Source organism: Acinetobacter sp. 1207_04, from assembly GCF_052850415.1.
In genome coordinates, this window is sequence record NZ_VXCQ01000002.1 from 13087 (window position 1) to 30373 (window position 17287).

Sequence of the window (17287 nt, forward strand, 5' to 3'; positions counted from 1 at the left end):
CAAAATTGGATGATATATAATTAGGCTAAACCGAGGTCAAGCACCAATTGGCGATTTGGTTCTGTATGGTTCATGGTATAGAAATGCAGACTTGGCGCACCACCTGCAATCAGGCGTTCGCAAAGCTTAACATTCACTTCATGACCGAATGCTTTAATACTTGCAGTATCATCACCATAGGCCGCAAGTTGTTTGCGAATCCAACGCGGAATTTCAGCACCTGTACCATCAGCAAAGCGAATTAAGTTGCTTGCATTTGTGATTGGCATAATGCCTGGTGCAACAGGAATATCAAGACCTTCTTTTTGAATGCGATCGATAAAGTAGAAATACGCATCTGGATTGAAGAAGAATTGAGTTAATGCTGCATTTGCACCTGCACGAACTTTTTCACAAAAACGTTGAATGTCTTTATCAAAACTATCGGCTTGAGGATGCATTTCAGGGTAGGCTGCTACTTCAATGTGGAAATGATCACCTGAATGTTCACGAATAAAGCGAACTAAATCCTGTGCATAAGGCAATTCACCTAAGCCGACTTGACCTGAAGGTAAGTCACCACGAAGCGCTACAATACGGTCAATGCCTTGATTTTTATAAATATCTAAAAGCTCAGCGATACGGACTTTGTCATCACCAATACAAGACAGGTGAGGGGCAACAGGCGTACCTTTACCATTAAAATCATTAATTGCAGCTAAAGTGCGTTCACGAGTTGAACCACCCGCACCATAAGTAATGGAAAAAAACTCAGGGTTTAATCGCTGTAATTCTTGATGAACGATTTTAAGTTTTTCCGCACCTGCATCGGTTTTTGTTGGGAAAAACTCAAACGAAATAGGAACACGTTTGGTCATGGTTAAATCCTTTTTATCAAAGACTTGTTTTTTTATTAACCCTCATTCCAACCTTCTCCCTGAGCCATATATGGCGTAAGAAAAAGAGAATCCATTACATTATTTAAAACCGTAATGAAAAGTCCCTCTCCTAACAAGAGAGGTTAGGAGAGGTGAAAAAACTTAGTACTTATAAGTCTCAGACTTAAACGGACCTTCAACAGCTACACCTAAGTAATCTGCTTGTAATTGAGTCAATTGAGTCAAGACGCCGCCAAAACCAACAACCATTGCAGCAGCAACTTCTTCATCTAATTTCTTAGGAATAAGTTCTACACGAATTTGAGCTGCTTTTTCAGATTCTGGAAGATCAGCAAATTTTTCTGCAAATAAATGCATTTGACCCAATACTTGGTTAGCAAAAGAACCATCCATAATACGTGATGGGTGACCTGTTGCATTCCCAAGGTTCACTAAACGACCTTCAGAAAGAAGGATTAGGTAGTTATTTTCGTCTTCTGAACGATATACTTGGTGTACTTGTGGCTTAACTTCAACCCATTTGTAACTACGTAAGTAGTTGGTGTCGATTTCAGTATCAAAGTGACCGATGTTACATACAACTGAACCTGCTTTTAATGAATCAAGCATAGCTGAGTCACAAACGTGATAGTTACCTGTTGTTGTTACGATCAAGTCAGTATTTTGAAGAAGATCAAGATTGATGTCTTCTTTCTTACCTGTTTGTACGCCATTTTTGTATGGAGAAACAACTTCATAACCATCCATACATGCTTGCATAGCACAGATTGGATCAACTTCAGTTACACGTACAATCATACCTTCTTGACGAAGTGATTGTGCAGAACCTTTACCAACGTCACCATAACCGATCACAAGCGCACGACGACCAGATAAAAGCATATCTGTACCACGCTTAATCGCATCATTTAACGAGTGACGGCAACCGTATTTGTTGTCGTTTTTAGACTTCGTTACAGAGTCATTTACGTTGATTGCAGGCACTTTCAACGTACCGTCACGAAGCATTTCATACAGACGTTGAACACCTGTAGTTGTTTCTTCAGTAACACCGTGAATTTTTGCAATCACTTGTGGATATTTTTCATGAACAAGTAATGTTAAATCACCACCATCATCCAAGATCATGTTGGCATCCCAAGGCGTACCATTTACATTAACTTGTTGATCTAAACACCAGTTGTATTCTTCTTCAGTTTCGCCTTTCCAAGCAAAAACAGGAATACCTGCAGCAGCAATAGCAGCAGCAGCATGGTCTTGAGTTGAGAAAATATTACAAGATGTCCAACGAACTTCTGCGCCTAATTCTACTAGGGTTTCAATAAGAACCGCAGTTTGAATGGTCATATGAATACAACCAAGAATTTTTGCGCCAGCAAGTGGTTTTGCAACAGCATAGCGTTTACGCAAACCCATTAGAGCAGGCATTTCAGCTTCAGCAAGTTTGATTTCTTTACGGCCGTAATCTGCAAGTGAAATATCGGCAACTTTATAATCTGTAAATGAAGCATTAACCGCGTTCATCACGATCTCCTATATGAAAAAATGGATCAGTATGTTCGCGGATGCCGTTTTTGGTTGTTCTAAATAGAAATACCGATGGTCGAGCCTAGCGATTTCACATTTATGAGCCTGTGAAAAAGTCGCAGCACCCCTCGACTGCGGGCTATTGTACTTGGATTCGAAAAGTGTTCCAAGTTGAAAGCGCTAATATTCTATATTTTCGTCAGACTCATTTTTTAATTGATCAAAAACTTGTCAGCGTGTCATTTGATCTTTTAGCATGTATTGATGAGGGTTTATTGTGATGCATGAGAAGGGAACGCGATGTTAAAGCTGATTTATTATGTGCCTGAGGCTTATTTAGAAAGTACTAAAACTGCCATTTTTAATGTAGGTGCAGGTGGAATAGGAAATTATGAGCATTGTGCATGGCAAGTATTAGGCACAGGGCAATTTAAGCCTATTAAAGGTGCAAATCCGTTTATTGGTGAATTGGATACTTTAGAGCTAGTGCCTGAATGGCGAGTGGAAACTATCGTACCTGATGAATTTGCTGGTGCAGTGGCAAAAGCATTAAAAGTAAGCCATCCTTATGAAGAGCCTGCATTTGAGTTTATTCAGATGGTTGAGATTGGATAAATAAAGCCCCTCCTTTTTAAAGGGATAGGAGCTTAGCTTCGCAAAGAGGGATTAAAGTACAAAAAGTAAATGAAAATAAGTCAATCTCTATGTCTAAAGGTTAAGGACTTATAAAAGGTTAAACTTTCTGAATAAATAATTCACGATCAAAGCGATATTGTGGGAAGAATACGCCATCTTCAGCACGTTCGCCTGCACCAATCACCATGACAGGGTATTGTTGATCATTGAGGTCTAAAATTTTACGTACTAAAGGTTCATCAAAGCCTTCCATCATACAGCTGTCAAAACTATGTGCGCGCAAAGCTAAAACTAAGTTTTCACAAGCCAAAGCTGTGGTTTTACTTGCCCAAAGTACAGCATCGGCAGGGGTAAATGCAGTCACTGGGAGCTGCTTGTCGAGTGTACGTGCAACCTTAAATGCCACTTTCTTAAAGTTACCCAATGCATTGAAGTAACCTGTTTTATAGTTCAGTGGAATATACGTGTAATATTTTTTAACCAAAGGTGGAACTTCAGGAAATGGAAATTCGTTGATATTACGTTTTGCCATGTCATCAATACGGTCAGTACGAGCTACACAAACAATCAGTTCAGCAGCAGTTTTTGCCGCAAGTTGACCTAAACACGCTTTAATTAATAGCTTCTTCTTAGATGGATTTTGCACAACATAAAATGTCCATGGCTGTAAATTGGACGAGTTTGGTGCTAATAATGCCATGTCGAGACAATCATCTAAAATTTCAGCAGGAATCACCTTGTCGGTAAATTTACGTACGGAACGTCGGCTTTGAACCACTTTTTTAAAGTTTTCAACATCAATATCTTGAGGTGCAGGTTCATAGTAACGTTTTTTTTCTGTATTGGCTTTAGACATGATTTTTAACCTTTTTAATGATTTACATTGTTTTAAAATAATATGTTTTAAAAAATAAAACCACTGTACTCATAAAGTCAGTGGTTTTATTTTCAATTCATTTTTAGTTTTAAAACTTAGTTGAATTGTGCAAAATCAGGTTTGCGTTTTTGCATAAATGCGGCAACAGCTTCAGCCATTTCAGGAGATTTAACACGTTGCATAAAGATAACAGCTTCATCATCAACACATTGGATGATTTCTTCAAGATTATGTTTCATCATCGCTTTAGTTTGTTTGATTGAAGCCAATGGAAGAGCAGCAAGGGTTTGCGCTTGACGTAATGCGTGACCGTAAACATCATCTTCAATGCTATTGATTAAACCTGCGCTTAAGGCTTTTTCACTGTTAAATTTCTGAGCAGTTAAAAGTAATTCAGCCGCTTTATGATAGCCTGCTTGCTGAATGAGTAATTTACTCGAAGCACCTTCTGGAGAAAGACCAAGGCTCACAAACGGAATTTGGAATAGGGCAGTATTGTCTGCATAAACCATATCTGCATGTAATAAAACAGTTACACCGATTCCAATTGCAACACCACGCACAGCACAGATCAATGGTTTAGATAAACGTGCGGCAGATTTTAATAGCACAAAAGGTGGACCATCACCTTCTTTACCTTCAAGGGGTTGTGAAATGAAAGCCATGAAGTCTTTCATATCATTACCTGCGCTAAAATCAGTATCTGCACCACGTAGAATCACGACACGTACATCATTATCTTGATCTGCTTCATCGAATGCTTTGGCAATCCAAAGGTACAATTCACCATACAATGCATTTTTTGCTTCTGGTCGGTTAATGGCTAAAGTCAGTACACCATTTTCCAAATTTGCGTTTAAATGTTGATGTGGTTGTTGAATACAACTGAGTGTCATCGTACTATCCTTGCTTTCAATTGAAATATTCTTATGAGTCCATTATGTCGCATATTTGCAAATGTGGTGCAACTCATGAGTTCATAAAAAAGAATCAGCATGAACTATATATTTGATTACCTCGTTTTTATTGGTCGTTTTCAGCCTTTTCATTTGGCACATTTGGAAACTGTGAATATTGCGCTACAACACAGTAAACACGTTATTTTGGCATTAGGTTCTGCCCAAAATGAACGTAATATTAAAAATCCATTTCTTGCTGATGAACGTGCACAGATGATTTTATCGAATTTTTCTGCTGAGGATCAAAAACGGATTCATTTTGTTCCTGTAATTGATGTTTATAATGATGAAAAATGGCAAAAAATAGTTAAACTCAAAGTGGGTGGAGTGATTCAAAAAGGGGATCGGGTCGGTTTAATTGGGCACTTTAAAGATGACTCTTCGTATTATTTGAAATTTTTTCCTGAGTGGAAAATGCTTGAGCTTGACAGTTTAGTCGGAGCGATGTCTGCAACACCACTGCGTGAAGCTTACTATCGTGGAGAAATTTTGAAGAACGCCTTTCCACAAGGGAGCATTGATTTTTTACACAATTTTCAACAAACGCCTATTTATACACAATTAAGTAAAAAATTTGCACTAAATGATAAGTCTAATCTTGAATAGATTTTTTATATAAATATTAATGTTCTATATATGAATCTTAATGTGTGAGGTTTTGAGCGAGATTCATCGCATGATTTGCATGAATTTTAATATGTTCAGTTAATATTGACAACGGTTCAGATTGTTGTTTCCAATGATGCCAATACAGTTGCAGATCAATCGCTAATTCATTTGATATCTCAACTAATTTTCCGCTGTCTAAATGTGGATTAAGTTGATAATCAGGTAGCCATCCATACCCCAATCCCATGACAATCGCATCAACAAATGCACTTGATGACGGAATAAAATGATGTGGATATTGGGTTGGATTTAAGCCAAATTTTTGCTGAATATATCCAGTGTGCATATGATCTTTCTCATTGAAAATCAGTGCAGGTGCGTCACGTAAAGCATCACGGTTTACGCCGTGTGGAAACCACTGTGCAATATATTGTGGTGTAGCAACAAAACGATAATGCATTTGTCCTAAAGAATGTGCTACGCAACCTTTCATTGCATTCGGCTCAGTTGTTAGACAAGCATTAACTAAGCCAGCTTCTAGCAAATGATGCGTTTGTGATTGATCATCCAATTGAAAATGCACAACAATTTTATGTTCAATCAAAATATTTTTGAATAATGGCAGTAGCCAAGTGGCAAGTGTGTCGGCATTGGTGGCAATGTTAATTCGATAAAACTGTGATTTTTCAGTTTTTCCTGTCAAATTTTGCAATAAATTTTGTTCAAGTAAACGACTGTGCTGTAGATAGTGCAATAAAGACTGACCTGCTTGTGTGATTCGACATGGACGCTCACGAACAATCAGTAAATGTCCGAGTAGTTTTTCTAAACTTTGCACACGTAAAGTCACTGCCGAAGCTGTAATGCACAACTGTACTGCGGCAAGATCAAAGCTACCTGTTTCTGCAACAGCTAAAAATGCTGCACAATGTTTATGATTAAGCATAATTTTTAATCCTACTTGAAATTTTCTATTCGTGTAAAAATAGTACTTTTAGTGTATTTAATTCCAATTATAAACTTAATTAAATTTAGTTAGATTGATATTTTCTAAGAAATAATCAATATTATGAAAATTTCAGGATAATACATCCACAATTTTTTGAATGTTACATGGTCATGGTAAATAGTTACATACAGGGACTAATGATGGGTTTTAGCCTGATCATTCCAATTGGGGCACAAAATGCATTTGTACTGAAACAAGGCTTAAAAAAACAATCTGTGTTTTGGGTCTGTTTGGTATGTGCATTGTCCGATTCTATTCTCATTATTTTAGGTGTAACGGGTTTTTCAGTGGTGATACAACAGTACCCTCAATTAATACAATGGGCTAAATGGGGTGGGGCGCTGTTTTTATTTTGGTATGGATTACAACATGCCTTGCAATCCTTTGGTTCAGAACAAAAGATGCAAATTAGTGCAGATGAAACGCAACATTTAAGTAAAATCATTTTAATTTGTTTGACTTTAACATGGCTCAATCCGCATGTATATTTGGATACGGTGGTTTTGCTCGGTTCAATTTCGACACAATTTGAAAATACGAAATTATATTTTGCTTTAGGTGCAGTGACGGCATCTTGGTTATTCTTTTTTGCATTGGGCTATAGTGCAAGAATATTTATTCCTATTTTTGAAAATCCAAAGGCTTGGAAGATTTTAGATGGAGTGATTGCATTGGTAATGTGGGGAATTGCAATTTCACTGATTTTAAATGTATGATATTTAGATGAATGATTTGAAATTTAAGGCTGTTTATATTTGTTTTAGGATAGGTTTTTTAACTATAAGATCAGCCCAAATATTCAATCATCAATATATTTATACATCTAAAAAATGAAGTATGTGGGCTAATCGTTATACAGCGTAATTACTTAAGCTTGAAGTGCTTTTAAATCTGCTAAAACTTGTTCAGCATGCCCTGCAGCTTTGACTTTACGATATTCTTTGACCAATGTACCGTTATGGAAAATAAACGTTGAGCGTTCAATGCCCATCACTTTCTTACCATACATATTTTTTTCTTTAATTACATCAAAATGCTGACACAGTACTTCTTCTTTATCACTAATCAAGTTAATGCTGAGATTTTGCTTCTCAGTAAAATTCTGATGTGCTTTTACAGAATCACGAGATACCCCAATAATCGTGGTATTTAGTGCAGAAAACTGCTCTTTCAGTGTTGAAAAATCAACAGCTTGGACTGTACAGCCTGGTGTTGAATCTTTTGGGTAAAAATAAATGAGTAACCATTCTGATGTAACTTCAGCTAAATTAATTTCGCCTGAAGTTGTTTGGAAAGTTTGATTTGGTAAAGTAATACTTGAACTCATATTCATATTCTCCATAAAAATTCAGCCACATAAAAGTGGCTGAATTTAGACTGTGGTTAACGATTATTTTTTCGCTTGTGCAGCTTTCATTTCAGCTTCAGCAAGTGTTTGAATCTTGCTAACCAGTGGTGCACCAAGACATGCCTTCATGTCTGCATTTTGCTTCTGAACAAATGCTAACGTAGATGGGCTTTTCTTCGCATTGAGTGTGCTTTGTAGCTCCCACTGTTGAGCAAGTGTTGTTTTACCTTTGATATCGGTATCACAAGTACAGTATTTACCTGCTTCAGTTGCAGTTAAACCACCTTTTTTAGTGATTTGAGTTTTACACTCAGCAATGATCGCAGCTTTCACGTTAGTGCTTTTTGCAATACTTGCCGCATCTGCTGAAGCAAGTGTAGAACCGAACATTGCAGCAGAAAAAAGTGAAGTCAGTAGTAAACCTGTTTTAGAAATTTTCATCATCATTACCTATTATTACGGTATATAGCGTGTAGGATCTGTTACACCTGCATCAGCAAAACCTTGTTTGCGTAAACGGCAGCTATCACATTTTCCACAAGCACGTCCCTGGTCGTCAGCTTGGTAGCATGACACTGTTTGACTGTAGTCTACGCCATGTTCTATACCCAAGCGAATGATATTTGCTTTGGATAAATGTAACAGAGGTGTTTCAAATTTAAGTGGTTTTCCTTCCACGCCAACTTTAGTTGCAAGGCGCGCCATATTGGCAAAGGCATCAATAAACTCAGGACGGCAATCAGGGTAACCTGAATAATCAACAGCATTAATACCAATGACAATGGCTTGTGCATCAAATACTTCGGCAGCTGCAAGCGCATAAGACAAGAAAATGGTGTTACGTGCAGGCACATAAGTAATTGGGATACCAGCTTGTTCATGATCTGGGATTTCAATACTATGATCGGTGAGGGCAGAACCACCCAAATTACCTAAATCAATATTGATTACACGGTGTTCCACACCAGCACGTTGAGTTAATGCACGGGCAGCATCTAACTCAGTTGTTGAGCGTTGACCATACATAAAGCTGATTGCAATACAGTCGTAATTGGCTTGAGCCCAAGCTAAACAAGTGGTGGAATCTAAACCACCTGACAATAAAACGATCGCACGAGGACGCATAACACTTCTCCAATTTTATAACAGGGCGGATTAACGACCAGTTTCATCATTCCATAACAATTTATGCAATTGTAATTGAAAGCGAACAGGGAGTTGGTCGTCTAAAATCCATTGCGCTAAATCACGCGCTAAAGCAGGTAGCCGAGCTGTATTTTTTTCGACAGCAAAAGCTGGTGAAAACCACACAGTACTGACCCGCTCATTTAACTCAAATTCTGCAACTTGCTGTTTTGACCATTCGTAATCCTCACGATTACAGATGACAAACTTAATTTGATCATGTGGGGTTAAATGATCAAGGTTACTTAAAAGATTACGTGTGTGCTCACCAGATGTAGGCGTTTTGAGATCGAGCACTTTTGATACACGTGTATCTACAGAAGATACATCAAGTGCACCACTTGTTTCGAGTGAAACATCAAAACCTAAATCACATAATTGTTGTAATAATGGAATGCAATTTGGCTGTGCAAGTGGTTCACCGCCTGTAACACAAATATAAGGGGTATTAAAATCTGTTGCGGTTTGGATAATACTGTCCAATGACTGACGTTGACCACCCTCAAAAGAATAAGTTGTATCGCAGTAGGTGCAGCGTAAAGGGCAACCCGTTAAACGAATAAAAACAGTCGGTAAGCCTGCTGCATTGGCTTCACCTTGTAGGGAATAAAAAATCTCCGTAATACGTAAACCCGCAGACGGATCAGAAACAGGAATAGCAGAAGAGCGGAGAGTATTCATAACATTTACCACAGTGTACAAAATGAAAAATCTCTACGATCAGAATTGACCGTAGAGACGAGGAGCTATTGCGCCAATAGGCGGCGAAAGTTCCGCAACAAATAAAGGAATTAGTCTTCGCGAAGTAAGTCGTTTAAGCTCGTTTTTGAACGAGTTTTTGCATCAACTTTTTTCACGATAATTGCAGCGTAAAGGCTGTAAGTACCGCATTTAGACGGCAAGCTACCCGCAACAACAACTGAACCTGCTGGGACACGACCATAGTGAACTTCGCCGGTTGCACGGTCAAAGATTTTAGTTGATTGACCAATGAATACACCCATTGAAATCACAGAACCTTCTTCAACAATCACGCCTTCAACAATTTCAGAACGTGCACCAATGAAGCAGTTATCTTCAATAATGGTCGGGTTTGCTTGAAGTGGCTCAAGAACACCACCAATACCTACGCCACCTGACAAGTGTACATTTTTACCAATTTGAGCACATGAACCAACAGTTGCCCATGTATCAACCATAGTACCTTCATCAACATATGCACCAATGTTCACATATGAAGGCATCAAGATCACGCCTTTTGCTTGGAAAGAACCTTTACGTGCAACAGCAGGAGGTACTACACGTACGCCAGCGGCTTTAAATTGTTCTTCAGTCCAACCTGTAAACTTAGTATCAACTTTGTCATAGAACTGAAGGTCGCATGATTCAATTGGTTTGTTGTCGTTGAGTTTAAACGATAATAATACCGCTTTTTTCAACCATTGATGAACAATCCATTCACCGTCAATTTTTTCAGCGACACGTAATGTACCGTTATCTAAAGCTGAAATCGCTTCTTCAACTGCAGTACGGATTTCAGCTGGACAATCTGCCGCTGTGAAATTTGCACGGTTTTCAAATGCTTGCTCGATGATCGTTGAAAGCTGAGACATGATCTTCTCTTTCCAAAAAATTTTACAGATTCTACACCAAATTGGTTGGTAAATTCTCTAAAAATCAAATCACAATGCTAAAAGTAGTAAATAAAAAAATGGCGCTTACAGAAATGTATAAAAGCTGAAAAAATTTGTAAATTTTAAGCGTTTAAATACCGATACTTATACTAAATTGTATCAAAAGTTAACATAATTAAGCAAAAATTCATCAAGAAGTCACCTTTTTATCAGGGGTTTTGAACTAAGATAAAACTGAAATCAAAAAAACATGAATGAATTAAATAACAAGCTCAATTTTTGAGGAGATACAAATGAAAGTGTTTAAACTTTTTGCGATTACAGCAGCATTAACTGCATCTGGTTTTGCAATGGCAGATTATCAAGTGGTTGATAGCGGTAAAACTTTTGATACAAACCAACTCATTCCAACAGGTGCGCGTGTAGAAGTCGGTACGACAGGTTACGGTGGTGCACTTTTATGGACAGCTAATCCATATGTTGGTTTGGCACTGGGTTATAACGGGGGAGATATTTCTTGGTCAGATGATTTATCTATCAATGGTACAAAATACGATGTAGATATGGATAATAAGCTTGCGTATTTAAATGCGGAGATTCGTCCATGGGGTACAAGTCAAAGCCGTTGGGCTCAAGGGGTGTATGTAGCCGCTGGTGTGGGCTATATCGATTCTGAATATGATCTTAGCAAACGTTCAAGTGATGGCGTAATTAAAGTGAATGGTAATAACTATAACTTTAATGGTGAAGTGAATGGTAAAATGGATTATGAGAACAAAATTTCCCCATATGTAGGTTTAGGTTTTGCACCTAAAATTAATAAAAACTGGGGTGTATTTGGTGAGGTTGGTGCATATTACACAGGTAATCCTAATGTGAATTTACAATCTCGCGGAGATTTTGTAAATGTCAATGGTGCAGATTTCGATAGAGATTTAGCCGCTGAAGAAGATAAAATTAGTAATGATGACAAGTACCAATGGTTACCCGTTGGTAAAGTGGGTGTAAGTTTCCATTGGTAAGTTTTGATCCGAATGTAATGTAACAAAAAAAAACAGGCATAAGCCTGTTTTTTTTGTTGTTGGGGTTATTAAAAATACGTTTTAGTCTTCAGGGTAAGCAATTTTTTTCAATGCTTTAACATCGGCATCGGGTGCACAAATCGAAATGAATTCATAGCCATAACCACGTAGAAGATGTCCTTTACGGACAGCTATCCATGTTGTATTGACTCCAAATAAATCGGTATCAATTTGTTTTAAACGATGATCACGTTCAGTGTCATAAGCCACATCATTGACAATACCGACACCCATACCGAGTTCAACGTAGGTTTTAATGACATCGGCATCGAGCGCTGACATCACAATATCGGCATTGAGTCCTGCATCATCAAAAGCAGTATCAATTTTAGAACGTCCTGTGAAACCACCGTGGTAGGTAATAATTGGATATTGAGCCAATTTTTCTAAGGTGATTTCTCTTGGATTAAGCTGTGCTAATGGGTGATCATTAGGTGTAATGATGCAGTGCTTCCAATTATAAAATGACACACTTCCTAAATTATCTTCAGCCATGAGTGATTCAGTCGCAATACCAATATCAGCTAGACCCAGTAACAGCATTTCAACAATTTCAGTCGGGCTTGCTTGTTGCAAAATCAAATGGACTTTTGGAAATAATTTTTTAAATGCATTGACGATAGGTGGAAGAACGTAACGAGCTTGTGTATGTGTTGTTGCAATCGTTAACGTTCCTTCATCGACTTTATTAAAGTCATCAGCAAGGCGTTTAATATTATCTGAATCAATGAGCATGCGTTCAACAATACTGAGCAGTGCTTGACCAGGTTCTGTTAAACCCAATAAGCGTTTACCTTTACGTACAAAAAGTTGAACACCTAGCTCATCCTCAAGGTCTTTGATGTGTTTACTCACGCCCGATTGAGAGGTGTAGAGTGCAGCCGAAGCTTCGGTTAAATTATAATTTTGACGAACTGTTTCTCGGATAATTCTTAATTGCTGAAAGTTCATGTTCTTCGGTACCTTAAATAAGGACGAGTCAGCTAATGTACTGCTCATCCTGAGGTTGTGTTACGCAACCTGATTTGCAAAAAGATGTAGTGTAGATGCGCTGATCCATACGGTTTGGTTTGGTCGGAACTGATGTAATTTAGCATCTTCCGAACTGAGTGCAATTTCAATCAGATTACCTGCGCTGTCTTGTAACTCAGCCATGATTTTTCCTGCAATCCAAATTTCACGTAAGAAGGTTGCTTGGAATGCATTTTCAGTCGGTTGTGCATGAATACGTAATTCATGTGGGCGTGCAAAAGCAATCACCTGACCGTCTGATACATTTTGTGGCTCAGGCAGTAGAATGCTGTCAGAACCGATTTGAATCAGTCCTTGAGATTTCGTACCTTCAAAACGATTGGCTTGACCTAAGAAGTCAAAGACAAATGGCGTGGTCGGATTTTCATACACTTCTCGTGGTGAACCAATTTGTTCGATATCACCTTTGTTCATCACCACAATTTGGTCAGCAACTTCAAGTGCTTCCTCTTGATCATGTGTCACAAAAATAGAAGTGATATGTAATTCATCATGTAAAGTACGTAACCAACGGCGTAATTCTTTACGGACTTTAGCATCGAGGGCACCAAAAGGTTCATCAAGTAAAAGTACACGAGGTTCAACCGCCAAGGCACGCGCAAGCGCAATACGTTGACGCTGACCACCTGAAAGCTGAGCAGGGTAACGATCAGTAAGGAAGCCAAGTTGTACCAAATCAAGCAAACGTGTCACACGCTTTTTAATTTCTGCTTCATTTGGACGTGTTGCGCGTGGACGTACACGTAAACCAAAAGCAATGTTGTCAAATACAGTCATATGACGGAACAAAGCATAATGTTGGAATACAAAGCCGACTTGGCGTTCACGAACGTGAATATTCGTGGCATCTTGACCTTCTAAAATCACCTGACCTTTGTCTGCAGATTCAAGACCAGCAATGATGCGAAGCAGTGTTGTTTTACCACAACCCGATGGTCCAAGTAATGCAACCAACTGACCTTCAGGAAAGTCTAAAGAGATGTCTTTAAGTGCATGGAACGCACCAAAATGTTTTTCAATATTTTTAACTTGAATACTCATAATGTAATTCCTTAAACAGTTGCATCGTCATTGCGTCGGTCTTGTTTTTCCTGACGGATTTCAACCCACGTTTTTAAAATTAGGGTAAGAATCGCAAGCAGAGCAAGCAGCGATGACACAGCAAATGCTGCACTAAACGTATATTCGTTATATAAAATTTCAACATGGAGAGGCAATGTATTGGTTTCACCACGAATGTGACCAGAAACGACAGAAACTGCACCAAACTCACCCATTGCACGGGCATTACACAGAATGATGCCGTAAATCAGACCCCATTTAATATTGGGTAAAGTCACATTCCAAAATGTTTGCCAACCAGATGCACCTAGTACAATTGCTGCTTCTTCTTCCTCTGTGCCTTGTGCTTCCATTAGAGGAATCAATTCACGAGCAACAAAAGGGACGGTAATGAATATAGTCGCCAATACAATTGCAGGAGTCGCATACAAAATCTTGATGTCATTGTCCATCAACCAACCGCCGAACCAACCTTGTGAACCAAAAATCAACACAAGCATTAAACCTGCAATTACAGGTGATACTGAAAATGGTGTATCAATAATGGTGGTGAGAATAGCTTTACCACGAAAGTTAAATTTCGCCACACACCATGCAGCAGCAACACCAAATACCACGTTAAGTGGAACAGCAATAGCAGCAGTGAGTAATGTTAATTTAACAGCAGACAATGTATCAGGATTGACCAATGCTGAAAAATAAACAGCAACACCTTGTTTAAACGCTTCCACGAAAACTAAAATCAGAGGAAGAATTAAGCAACTTAAAAAGAAAATCATTGCAATGACAATAAGGGTGACTTTGACCCAAGTAGGTTCTCGTGTCGCATCTCGAGATTGTAATTTTTGTGCTAAAGCACTGCTAGAAGATGAACTCATCGTGCAGTTCTCCCTGTACGGCGACTTGCCCAAGCTTGAATAAGATTAATCAAAAAGAGAATAAAAAATGAAAGTACAAGCATCACCACAGCAATCGTGGTTGCACCAGCATAGTCATATTCTTCGAGGCGTGAAATGATCATCAATGGTGCAATTTCAGTTTCAAAAGGTTGATTACCTGCAATGAAAATCACTGAGCCGTATTCACCGACGCCCCGTGCAAATGCAAGTGCAAAGCCTGTCAGTAATGCAGGAAATAAAATTGGTAAAATGATTTTGGTGATAATTTGAAAACGATTTGCGCCAAGCGCAGATGCCGCTTCTTCAAGTTCGGTTTCTAAATCGGCAAGGACGGGTTGTACCGTACGTACCACAAAAGGAATACCAATAAAAATTAAGGCCAAGGTAATCCCAATCGGGGTATATGCGACTTTAATACCAATAGGTTCAAGGTATTGCCCAATCCAGCCTGTAGGTGCATACAGCGATGTGAGTGCAATACCTGCCACAGCCGTTGGCAGTGCAAAAGGTAAATCAACCAATGCGTCAACAATACGTTTGCCGGGAAAACTATAACGAACAAGGCACCAAGCAAGCAATAAACCAAAAACAACATTAATAAGTGCAGCAATAATCGCTGTACCAAAACTCAGTTGTAGTGATTTTAAAATTCGTTCAGAACTGAGGATTTCCCATAAACCATCCCAACCAATTCCAAGGGATTTGATGAATACGGCAGACAATGGGATCAGCACAATTAATGATAAATACGCTAGGGTGAAGCCTAGTGAAAGACCAAATCCTGGCAGCACTCGGGAACGCTGCGACATGAGAACTCCTCAAAGAGAGAAAGCTGACTGAAATCAGTGAGCTATAAAATAAATTTTGCCAAGCATAAAAGGCAGGGACTAAATTGCAAATTTAAAAAACAACTTGTTATCATCAATATTATTGATATAAGCGTGCTGTGGCTCACTGATGAGGTGGTCATAAATTTCTGGAAAAGATCCAAAACCTGAAGCAACATTGATGTGTCCGACTTGACCTAAGTTGCGAGGTTTAATTCGCCAAGCTTTCGCCAAAGCAAGTGCATCATCGAAGTTTAACCAAGGATCATTTTCAGAAATAATCATTTCAGTGGGTACGGCAATTTTGAGTTGATGAAAGTAAGCTGCATAATCATTTGGACTATTGCGTGCAAAACCATTCGCACCGAAGCGGGCAGGGTTAGCAGGCGCAACTAAAATCAATTTTTTGATTTTTGATGTAAGCTCTGGATGTTGTGCTAATGCAGCAACACTGGTCAAACAACCGAAACTATGTGCAACGATTTGGATTGGTGCTTCAGTTTTGGCAACTAAAGTCACAAAACTCTTCATCCAATCTTTGAGTATAGGAAGATTCCAATCCTTTTGTTGCACACGAGAGCAAGACATAAGTTCACGTTGTAACCAAGACTGCCAATGATCAGAATCACTGCCACCCACTCCCGGAACAATTATCGTGTGAATCATGTCTTTACTCCTTACTTTTACCTACGTGATGCGTATTGATTGATGATTATTTACTATTCTCTTTTACAATTTGATCAAATACACCGTTATTCTCAAAATGTTGCTTTTGAACTTTAGCCCAACCACCAAACTCTTTATCAATCGTTACCAGTTTTAAAGGTTTAAATACAGTGCTGTATTGCTTCAAAATGCTTGCATTACGTGGACGATAGTAATTTTTTGCTGCAATAGTTTGTCCCGCAGGCGAATACAAGAAGTTTAAGTAAGCTTTTGCGACATTGGCATTACCATCTTTTTGTACATTTTTTTCGACAATTGCTACAGGTGGCTCAGCCAAAATAGATAAAGTTGGTGTGATGATCTCAAATTTACCTGGTTGCTCACGTTGTGCTAAGAAAGCTTCATTTTCCCAAGCAAGTAACACATCACCAATACCGCGCTCGGCAAAGGTTGTGGTTGAACCACGTGCGCCTGAATCGAGTACTTTGGTTTGTTTGTAAATTTGACGAACAAAATCTTGTGCTTTTGCATCTGTGCCGTATTTATGTTTTGCCCAAGCCCATGCAGCAAGATAGTTCCAACGCGCACCACCTGAAGTTTTTGGATTTGGTGTCACAATTTCTACGCCTGGTTTAACCAAATCCCCCCAATCTTTAATGCCTTTTGGGTTGCCTTTACGTACAAGAAATACAATGGTTGATGTATATGGTGTTGAGTTTTGAGGGAATTTCTTTTGCCAATCTTTTGGAAGTAAATTCGTCTTTTCAGCAATTGCATCAATATCGGCAGCTAAAGCCAATGTAACAACATCTGCACTTAAGCCATCGATCACGGCGCGCGCTTGTTTACCTGAACCGCCGTGTGATTGTTTGAAGTTAATATCTTGCCCCGTACTTTTTTTCCAATAAGCACCGAACTGTTTATTAAAATCATCGTATAATTCACGAGTTGGATCATAAGAGACATTTAAAAAGTCTTTTGCAGCAAAAGTGATTGATGAAACAGAAACGAGAGCGACAAGTAAGCTTACTTTTAGTTTTGAAAATTGCATGGTGAT

At 38.7% G+C, this 17287-nt stretch carries 20 protein-coding genes; 4 read left to right on the forward strand and 16 right to left on the reverse strand.

What is annotated here, in order from left to right; all coding sequences use genetic code 11:
• Window positions 1–20 precede the first annotated feature (20 nt).
• Window positions 21–857, reverse strand: coding sequence for a methylenetetrahydrofolate reductase [NAD(P)H] (metF, locus tag FW754_RS01945; protein ID WP_409511864.1), 837 nt, complete (start codon window positions 855–857; stop codon window positions 21–23).
• Between the two features lie 162 nt (window positions 858–1019).
• Window positions 1020–2402 carry an adenosylhomocysteinase gene (gene ahcY / locus FW754_RS01950; protein WP_446323706.1) on the reverse strand — a complete coding sequence of 461 codons (1383 nt, stop codon included), beginning with the start codon at window positions 2400–2402 and terminating at the stop codon, window positions 1020–1022.
• Between the two features lie 303 nt (window positions 2403–2705).
• Between ahcY and FW754_RS01955 the strand changes: the two genes are divergently transcribed.
• Window positions 2706–3020, forward strand: coding sequence for an NGG1p interacting factor NIF3 (locus tag FW754_RS01955; RefSeq protein ID WP_446323707.1), 315 nt, complete (start codon window positions 2706–2708; stop codon window positions 3018–3020).
• A 118-nt stretch (window positions 3021–3138) separates the two neighbouring features.
• On the opposite strand, the gene FW754_RS01960 is transcribed toward FW754_RS01955, so the two are convergent.
• On the reverse strand, window positions 3139–3897 hold the full coding sequence (locus FW754_RS01960; RefSeq protein ID WP_409511867.1) for a nitroreductase family protein: 759 nt from the start codon (window positions 3895–3897) through the stop codon (window positions 3139–3141).
• 116 nt (window positions 3898–4013) lie between these two features.
• On the reverse strand, window positions 4014–4814 hold the full coding sequence (locus FW754_RS01965; RefSeq protein ID WP_409511868.1) for an enoyl-CoA hydratase-related protein: 801 nt from the start codon (window positions 4812–4814) through the stop codon (window positions 4014–4016).
• A gap of 99 nt (window positions 4815–4913) precedes the next feature.
• Between FW754_RS01965 and FW754_RS01970 the strand changes: the two genes are divergently transcribed.
• The gene (locus FW754_RS01970) at window positions 4914–5483 is read left to right on the forward strand and encodes a nicotinate-nicotinamide nucleotide adenylyltransferase (RefSeq protein WP_446323708.1); all 570 of its coding nucleotides are present in this window, start codon (window positions 4914–4916) and stop codon (window positions 5481–5483) included.
• Window positions 5484–5520: 37 nt separating this feature from the next.
• Here the strand turns inward: FW754_RS01970 and FW754_RS01975 are convergent, their stop codons facing one another.
• On the reverse strand, window positions 5521–6432 hold the full coding sequence (locus FW754_RS01975; RefSeq protein ID WP_446323709.1) for a LysR family transcriptional regulator ArgP: 912 nt from the start codon (window positions 6430–6432) through the stop codon (window positions 5521–5523).
• A gap of 173 nt (window positions 6433–6605) precedes the next feature.
• Here FW754_RS01975 and FW754_RS01980 point away from each other — a divergent pair, with 173 nt between their 5' ends.
• Complete coding sequence (locus FW754_RS01980) at window positions 6606–7211, forward strand: LysE/ArgO family amino acid transporter (RefSeq protein ID WP_409511871.1); 606 nt, start codon at window positions 6606–6608, stop codon at window positions 7209–7211.
• 152 nt (window positions 7212–7363) lie between these two features.
• Here FW754_RS01980 and FW754_RS01985 read toward each other — a convergent pair whose 3' ends face one another.
• The 5 genes from FW754_RS01985 to dapD all read right to left on the reverse strand — a co-directional run bounded on the left by FW754_RS01985 (window position 7364) and on the right by dapD (window position 10641).
• Complete coding sequence (locus FW754_RS01985) at window positions 7364–7822, reverse strand: peroxiredoxin (protein ID WP_446323710.1); 459 nt, start codon at window positions 7820–7822, stop codon at window positions 7364–7366.
• Window positions 7823–7885: 63 nt separating this feature from the next.
• On the reverse strand, window positions 7886–8284 hold the full coding sequence (locus tag FW754_RS01990; RefSeq protein WP_409511873.1) for a hypothetical protein: 399 nt from the start codon (window positions 8282–8284) through the stop codon (window positions 7886–7888).
• 15 nt (window positions 8285–8299) lie between these two features.
• Entirely contained in the window at window positions 8300–8968 is a 669-nt protein-coding gene (gene queC / locus FW754_RS01995) for a 7-cyano-7-deazaguanine synthase QueC (RefSeq protein WP_409511874.1), read from the reverse strand.
• 30 nt (window positions 8969–8998) lie between these two features.
• Window positions 8999–9709, reverse strand: a complete 711-nt coding sequence (queE, locus tag FW754_RS02000) for a 7-carboxy-7-deazaguanine synthase QueE (RefSeq protein WP_409511875.1) — start codon at window positions 9707–9709, stop codon at window positions 8999–9001.
• A gap of 110 nt (window positions 9710–9819) precedes the next feature.
• Window positions 9820–10641, reverse strand: a complete 822-nt coding sequence (gene dapD / locus FW754_RS02005; RefSeq protein WP_409511876.1) for a 2,3,4,5-tetrahydropyridine-2,6-dicarboxylate N-succinyltransferase — start codon at window positions 10639–10641, stop codon at window positions 9820–9822.
• A gap of 314 nt (window positions 10642–10955) precedes the next feature.
• On the opposite strand from dapD, the gene carO reads away from it, so the two are divergent.
• Window positions 10956–11684, forward strand: coding sequence for an ornithine uptake porin CarO (gene carO, locus FW754_RS02010; RefSeq protein ID WP_409511877.1), 729 nt, complete (start codon window positions 10956–10958; stop codon window positions 11682–11684).
• An 81-nt stretch (window positions 11685–11765) separates the two neighbouring features.
• Here the strand turns inward: carO and FW754_RS02015 are convergent, their stop codons facing one another.
• The 6 genes from FW754_RS02015 to FW754_RS02040 form a co-directional block, all read right to left on the reverse strand.
• A complete protein-coding gene (locus FW754_RS02015; RefSeq protein ID WP_409511878.1) occupies window positions 11766–12695 on the reverse strand; it encodes a CysB family HTH-type transcriptional regulator in 930 nt (309 codons plus the stop codon).
• Window positions 12696–12755: 60 nt separating this feature from the next.
• Window positions 12756–13817, reverse strand: coding sequence for a sulfate/molybdate ABC transporter ATP-binding protein (locus tag FW754_RS02020; RefSeq protein WP_446323711.1), 1062 nt, complete (start codon window positions 13815–13817; stop codon window positions 12756–12758).
• Between the two features lie 11 nt (window positions 13818–13828).
• The gene (gene cysW / locus FW754_RS02025) at window positions 13829–14716 is read right to left on the reverse strand and encodes a sulfate ABC transporter permease subunit CysW (RefSeq protein ID WP_409511880.1); all 888 of its coding nucleotides are present in this window, start codon (window positions 14714–14716) and stop codon (window positions 13829–13831) included.
• Window positions 14713–15546 (reverse strand): sulfate ABC transporter permease subunit CysT, encoded by an 834-nt coding sequence (gene cysT / locus FW754_RS02030; RefSeq protein ID WP_409511881.1) that lies wholly within the window; start codon window positions 15544–15546, stop codon window positions 14713–14715. The genes cysW and cysT overlap by 4 nt, the downstream gene beginning before the upstream one ends.
• Before the next feature lie 78 nt (window positions 15547–15624).
• On the reverse strand, window positions 15625–16230 hold the full coding sequence (locus FW754_RS02035) for an RBBP9/YdeN family alpha/beta hydrolase (RefSeq protein ID WP_409511882.1): 606 nt from the start codon (window positions 16228–16230) through the stop codon (window positions 15625–15627).
• A gap of 46 nt (window positions 16231–16276) precedes the next feature.
• Window positions 16277–17281 (reverse strand): sulfate ABC transporter substrate-binding protein, encoded by a 1005-nt coding sequence (locus FW754_RS02040; RefSeq protein ID WP_409511883.1) that lies wholly within the window; start codon window positions 17279–17281, stop codon window positions 16277–16279.
• Window positions 17282–17287: the final 6 nt, after the last annotated feature.

Excerpts from the sequence above, each read along its gene's own strand:
- FW754_RS01985 (WP_446323710.1), bottom strand. The coding sequence starts at position 7,822 with ATGAGTTCAAGTATTACTTTACCAAATCAAACTTTCCAAACAACTTCA.
- FW754_RS01975 (WP_446323709.1), bottom strand. The coding sequence starts at position 6,432 with ATGCTTAATCATAAACATTGTGCAGCATTTTTAGCTGTTGCAGAAACA.
- ahcY (WP_446323706.1), bottom strand. The coding sequence starts at position 2,402 with ATGAACGCGGTTAATGCTTCATTTACAGATTATAAAGTTGCCGATATT.
- metF (WP_409511864.1), bottom strand. The coding sequence starts at position 857 with ATGACCAAACGTGTTCCTATTTCGTTTGAGTTTTTCCCAACAAAAACC.
- FW754_RS02015 (WP_409511878.1), bottom strand. The coding sequence starts at position 12,695 with ATGAACTTTCAGCAATTAAGAATTATCCGAGAAACAGTTCGTCAAAAT.
- cysT (WP_409511881.1), bottom strand. The coding sequence starts at position 15,546 with ATGTCGCAGCGTTCCCGAGTGCTGCCAGGATTTGGTCTTTCACTAGGC.
- cysW (WP_409511880.1), bottom strand. The coding sequence starts at position 14,716 with ATGAGTTCATCTTCTAGCAGTGCTTTAGCACAAAAATTACAATCTCGA.
- queC (WP_409511874.1), bottom strand. The coding sequence starts at position 8,968 with ATGCGTCCTCGTGCGATCGTTTTATTGTCAGGTGGTTTAGATTCCACC.
- FW754_RS01960 (WP_409511867.1), bottom strand. The coding sequence starts at position 3,897 with ATGTCTAAAGCCAATACAGAAAAAAAACGTTACTATGAACCTGCACCT.
- FW754_RS01980 (WP_409511871.1), top strand. The coding sequence starts at position 6,606 with ATGGTAAATAGTTACATACAGGGACTAATGATGGGTTTTAGCCTGATC.
- FW754_RS02035 (WP_409511882.1), bottom strand. The coding sequence starts at position 16,230 with ATGATTCACACGATAATTGTTCCGGGAGTGGGTGGCAGTGATTCTGAT.
- FW754_RS01990 (WP_409511873.1), bottom strand. The coding sequence starts at position 8,284 with ATGAAAATTTCTAAAACAGGTTTACTACTGACTTCACTTTTTTCTGCT.
- carO (WP_409511877.1), top strand. The coding sequence starts at position 10,956 with ATGAAAGTGTTTAAACTTTTTGCGATTACAGCAGCATTAACTGCATCT.
- FW754_RS01970 (WP_446323708.1), top strand. The coding sequence starts at position 4,914 with ATGAACTATATATTTGATTACCTCGTTTTTATTGGTCGTTTTCAGCCT.
- FW754_RS01955 (WP_446323707.1), top strand. The coding sequence starts at position 2,706 with ATGTTAAAGCTGATTTATTATGTGCCTGAGGCTTATTTAGAAAGTACT.
- FW754_RS01965 (WP_409511868.1), bottom strand. The coding sequence starts at position 4,814 with ATGACACTCAGTTGTATTCAACAACCACATCAACATTTAAACGCAAAT.
- dapD (WP_409511876.1), bottom strand. The coding sequence starts at position 10,641 with ATGTCTCAGCTTTCAACGATCATCGAGCAAGCATTTGAAAACCGTGCA.
- queE (WP_409511875.1), bottom strand. The coding sequence starts at position 9,709 with ATGAATACTCTCCGCTCTTCTGCTATTCCTGTTTCTGATCCGTCTGCG.
- FW754_RS02020 (WP_446323711.1), bottom strand. The coding sequence starts at position 13,817 with ATGAGTATTCAAGTTAAAAATATTGAAAAACATTTTGGTGCGTTCCAT.
- FW754_RS02040 (WP_409511883.1), bottom strand. The coding sequence starts at position 17,281 with ATGCAATTTTCAAAACTAAAAGTAAGCTTACTTGTCGCTCTCGTTTCT.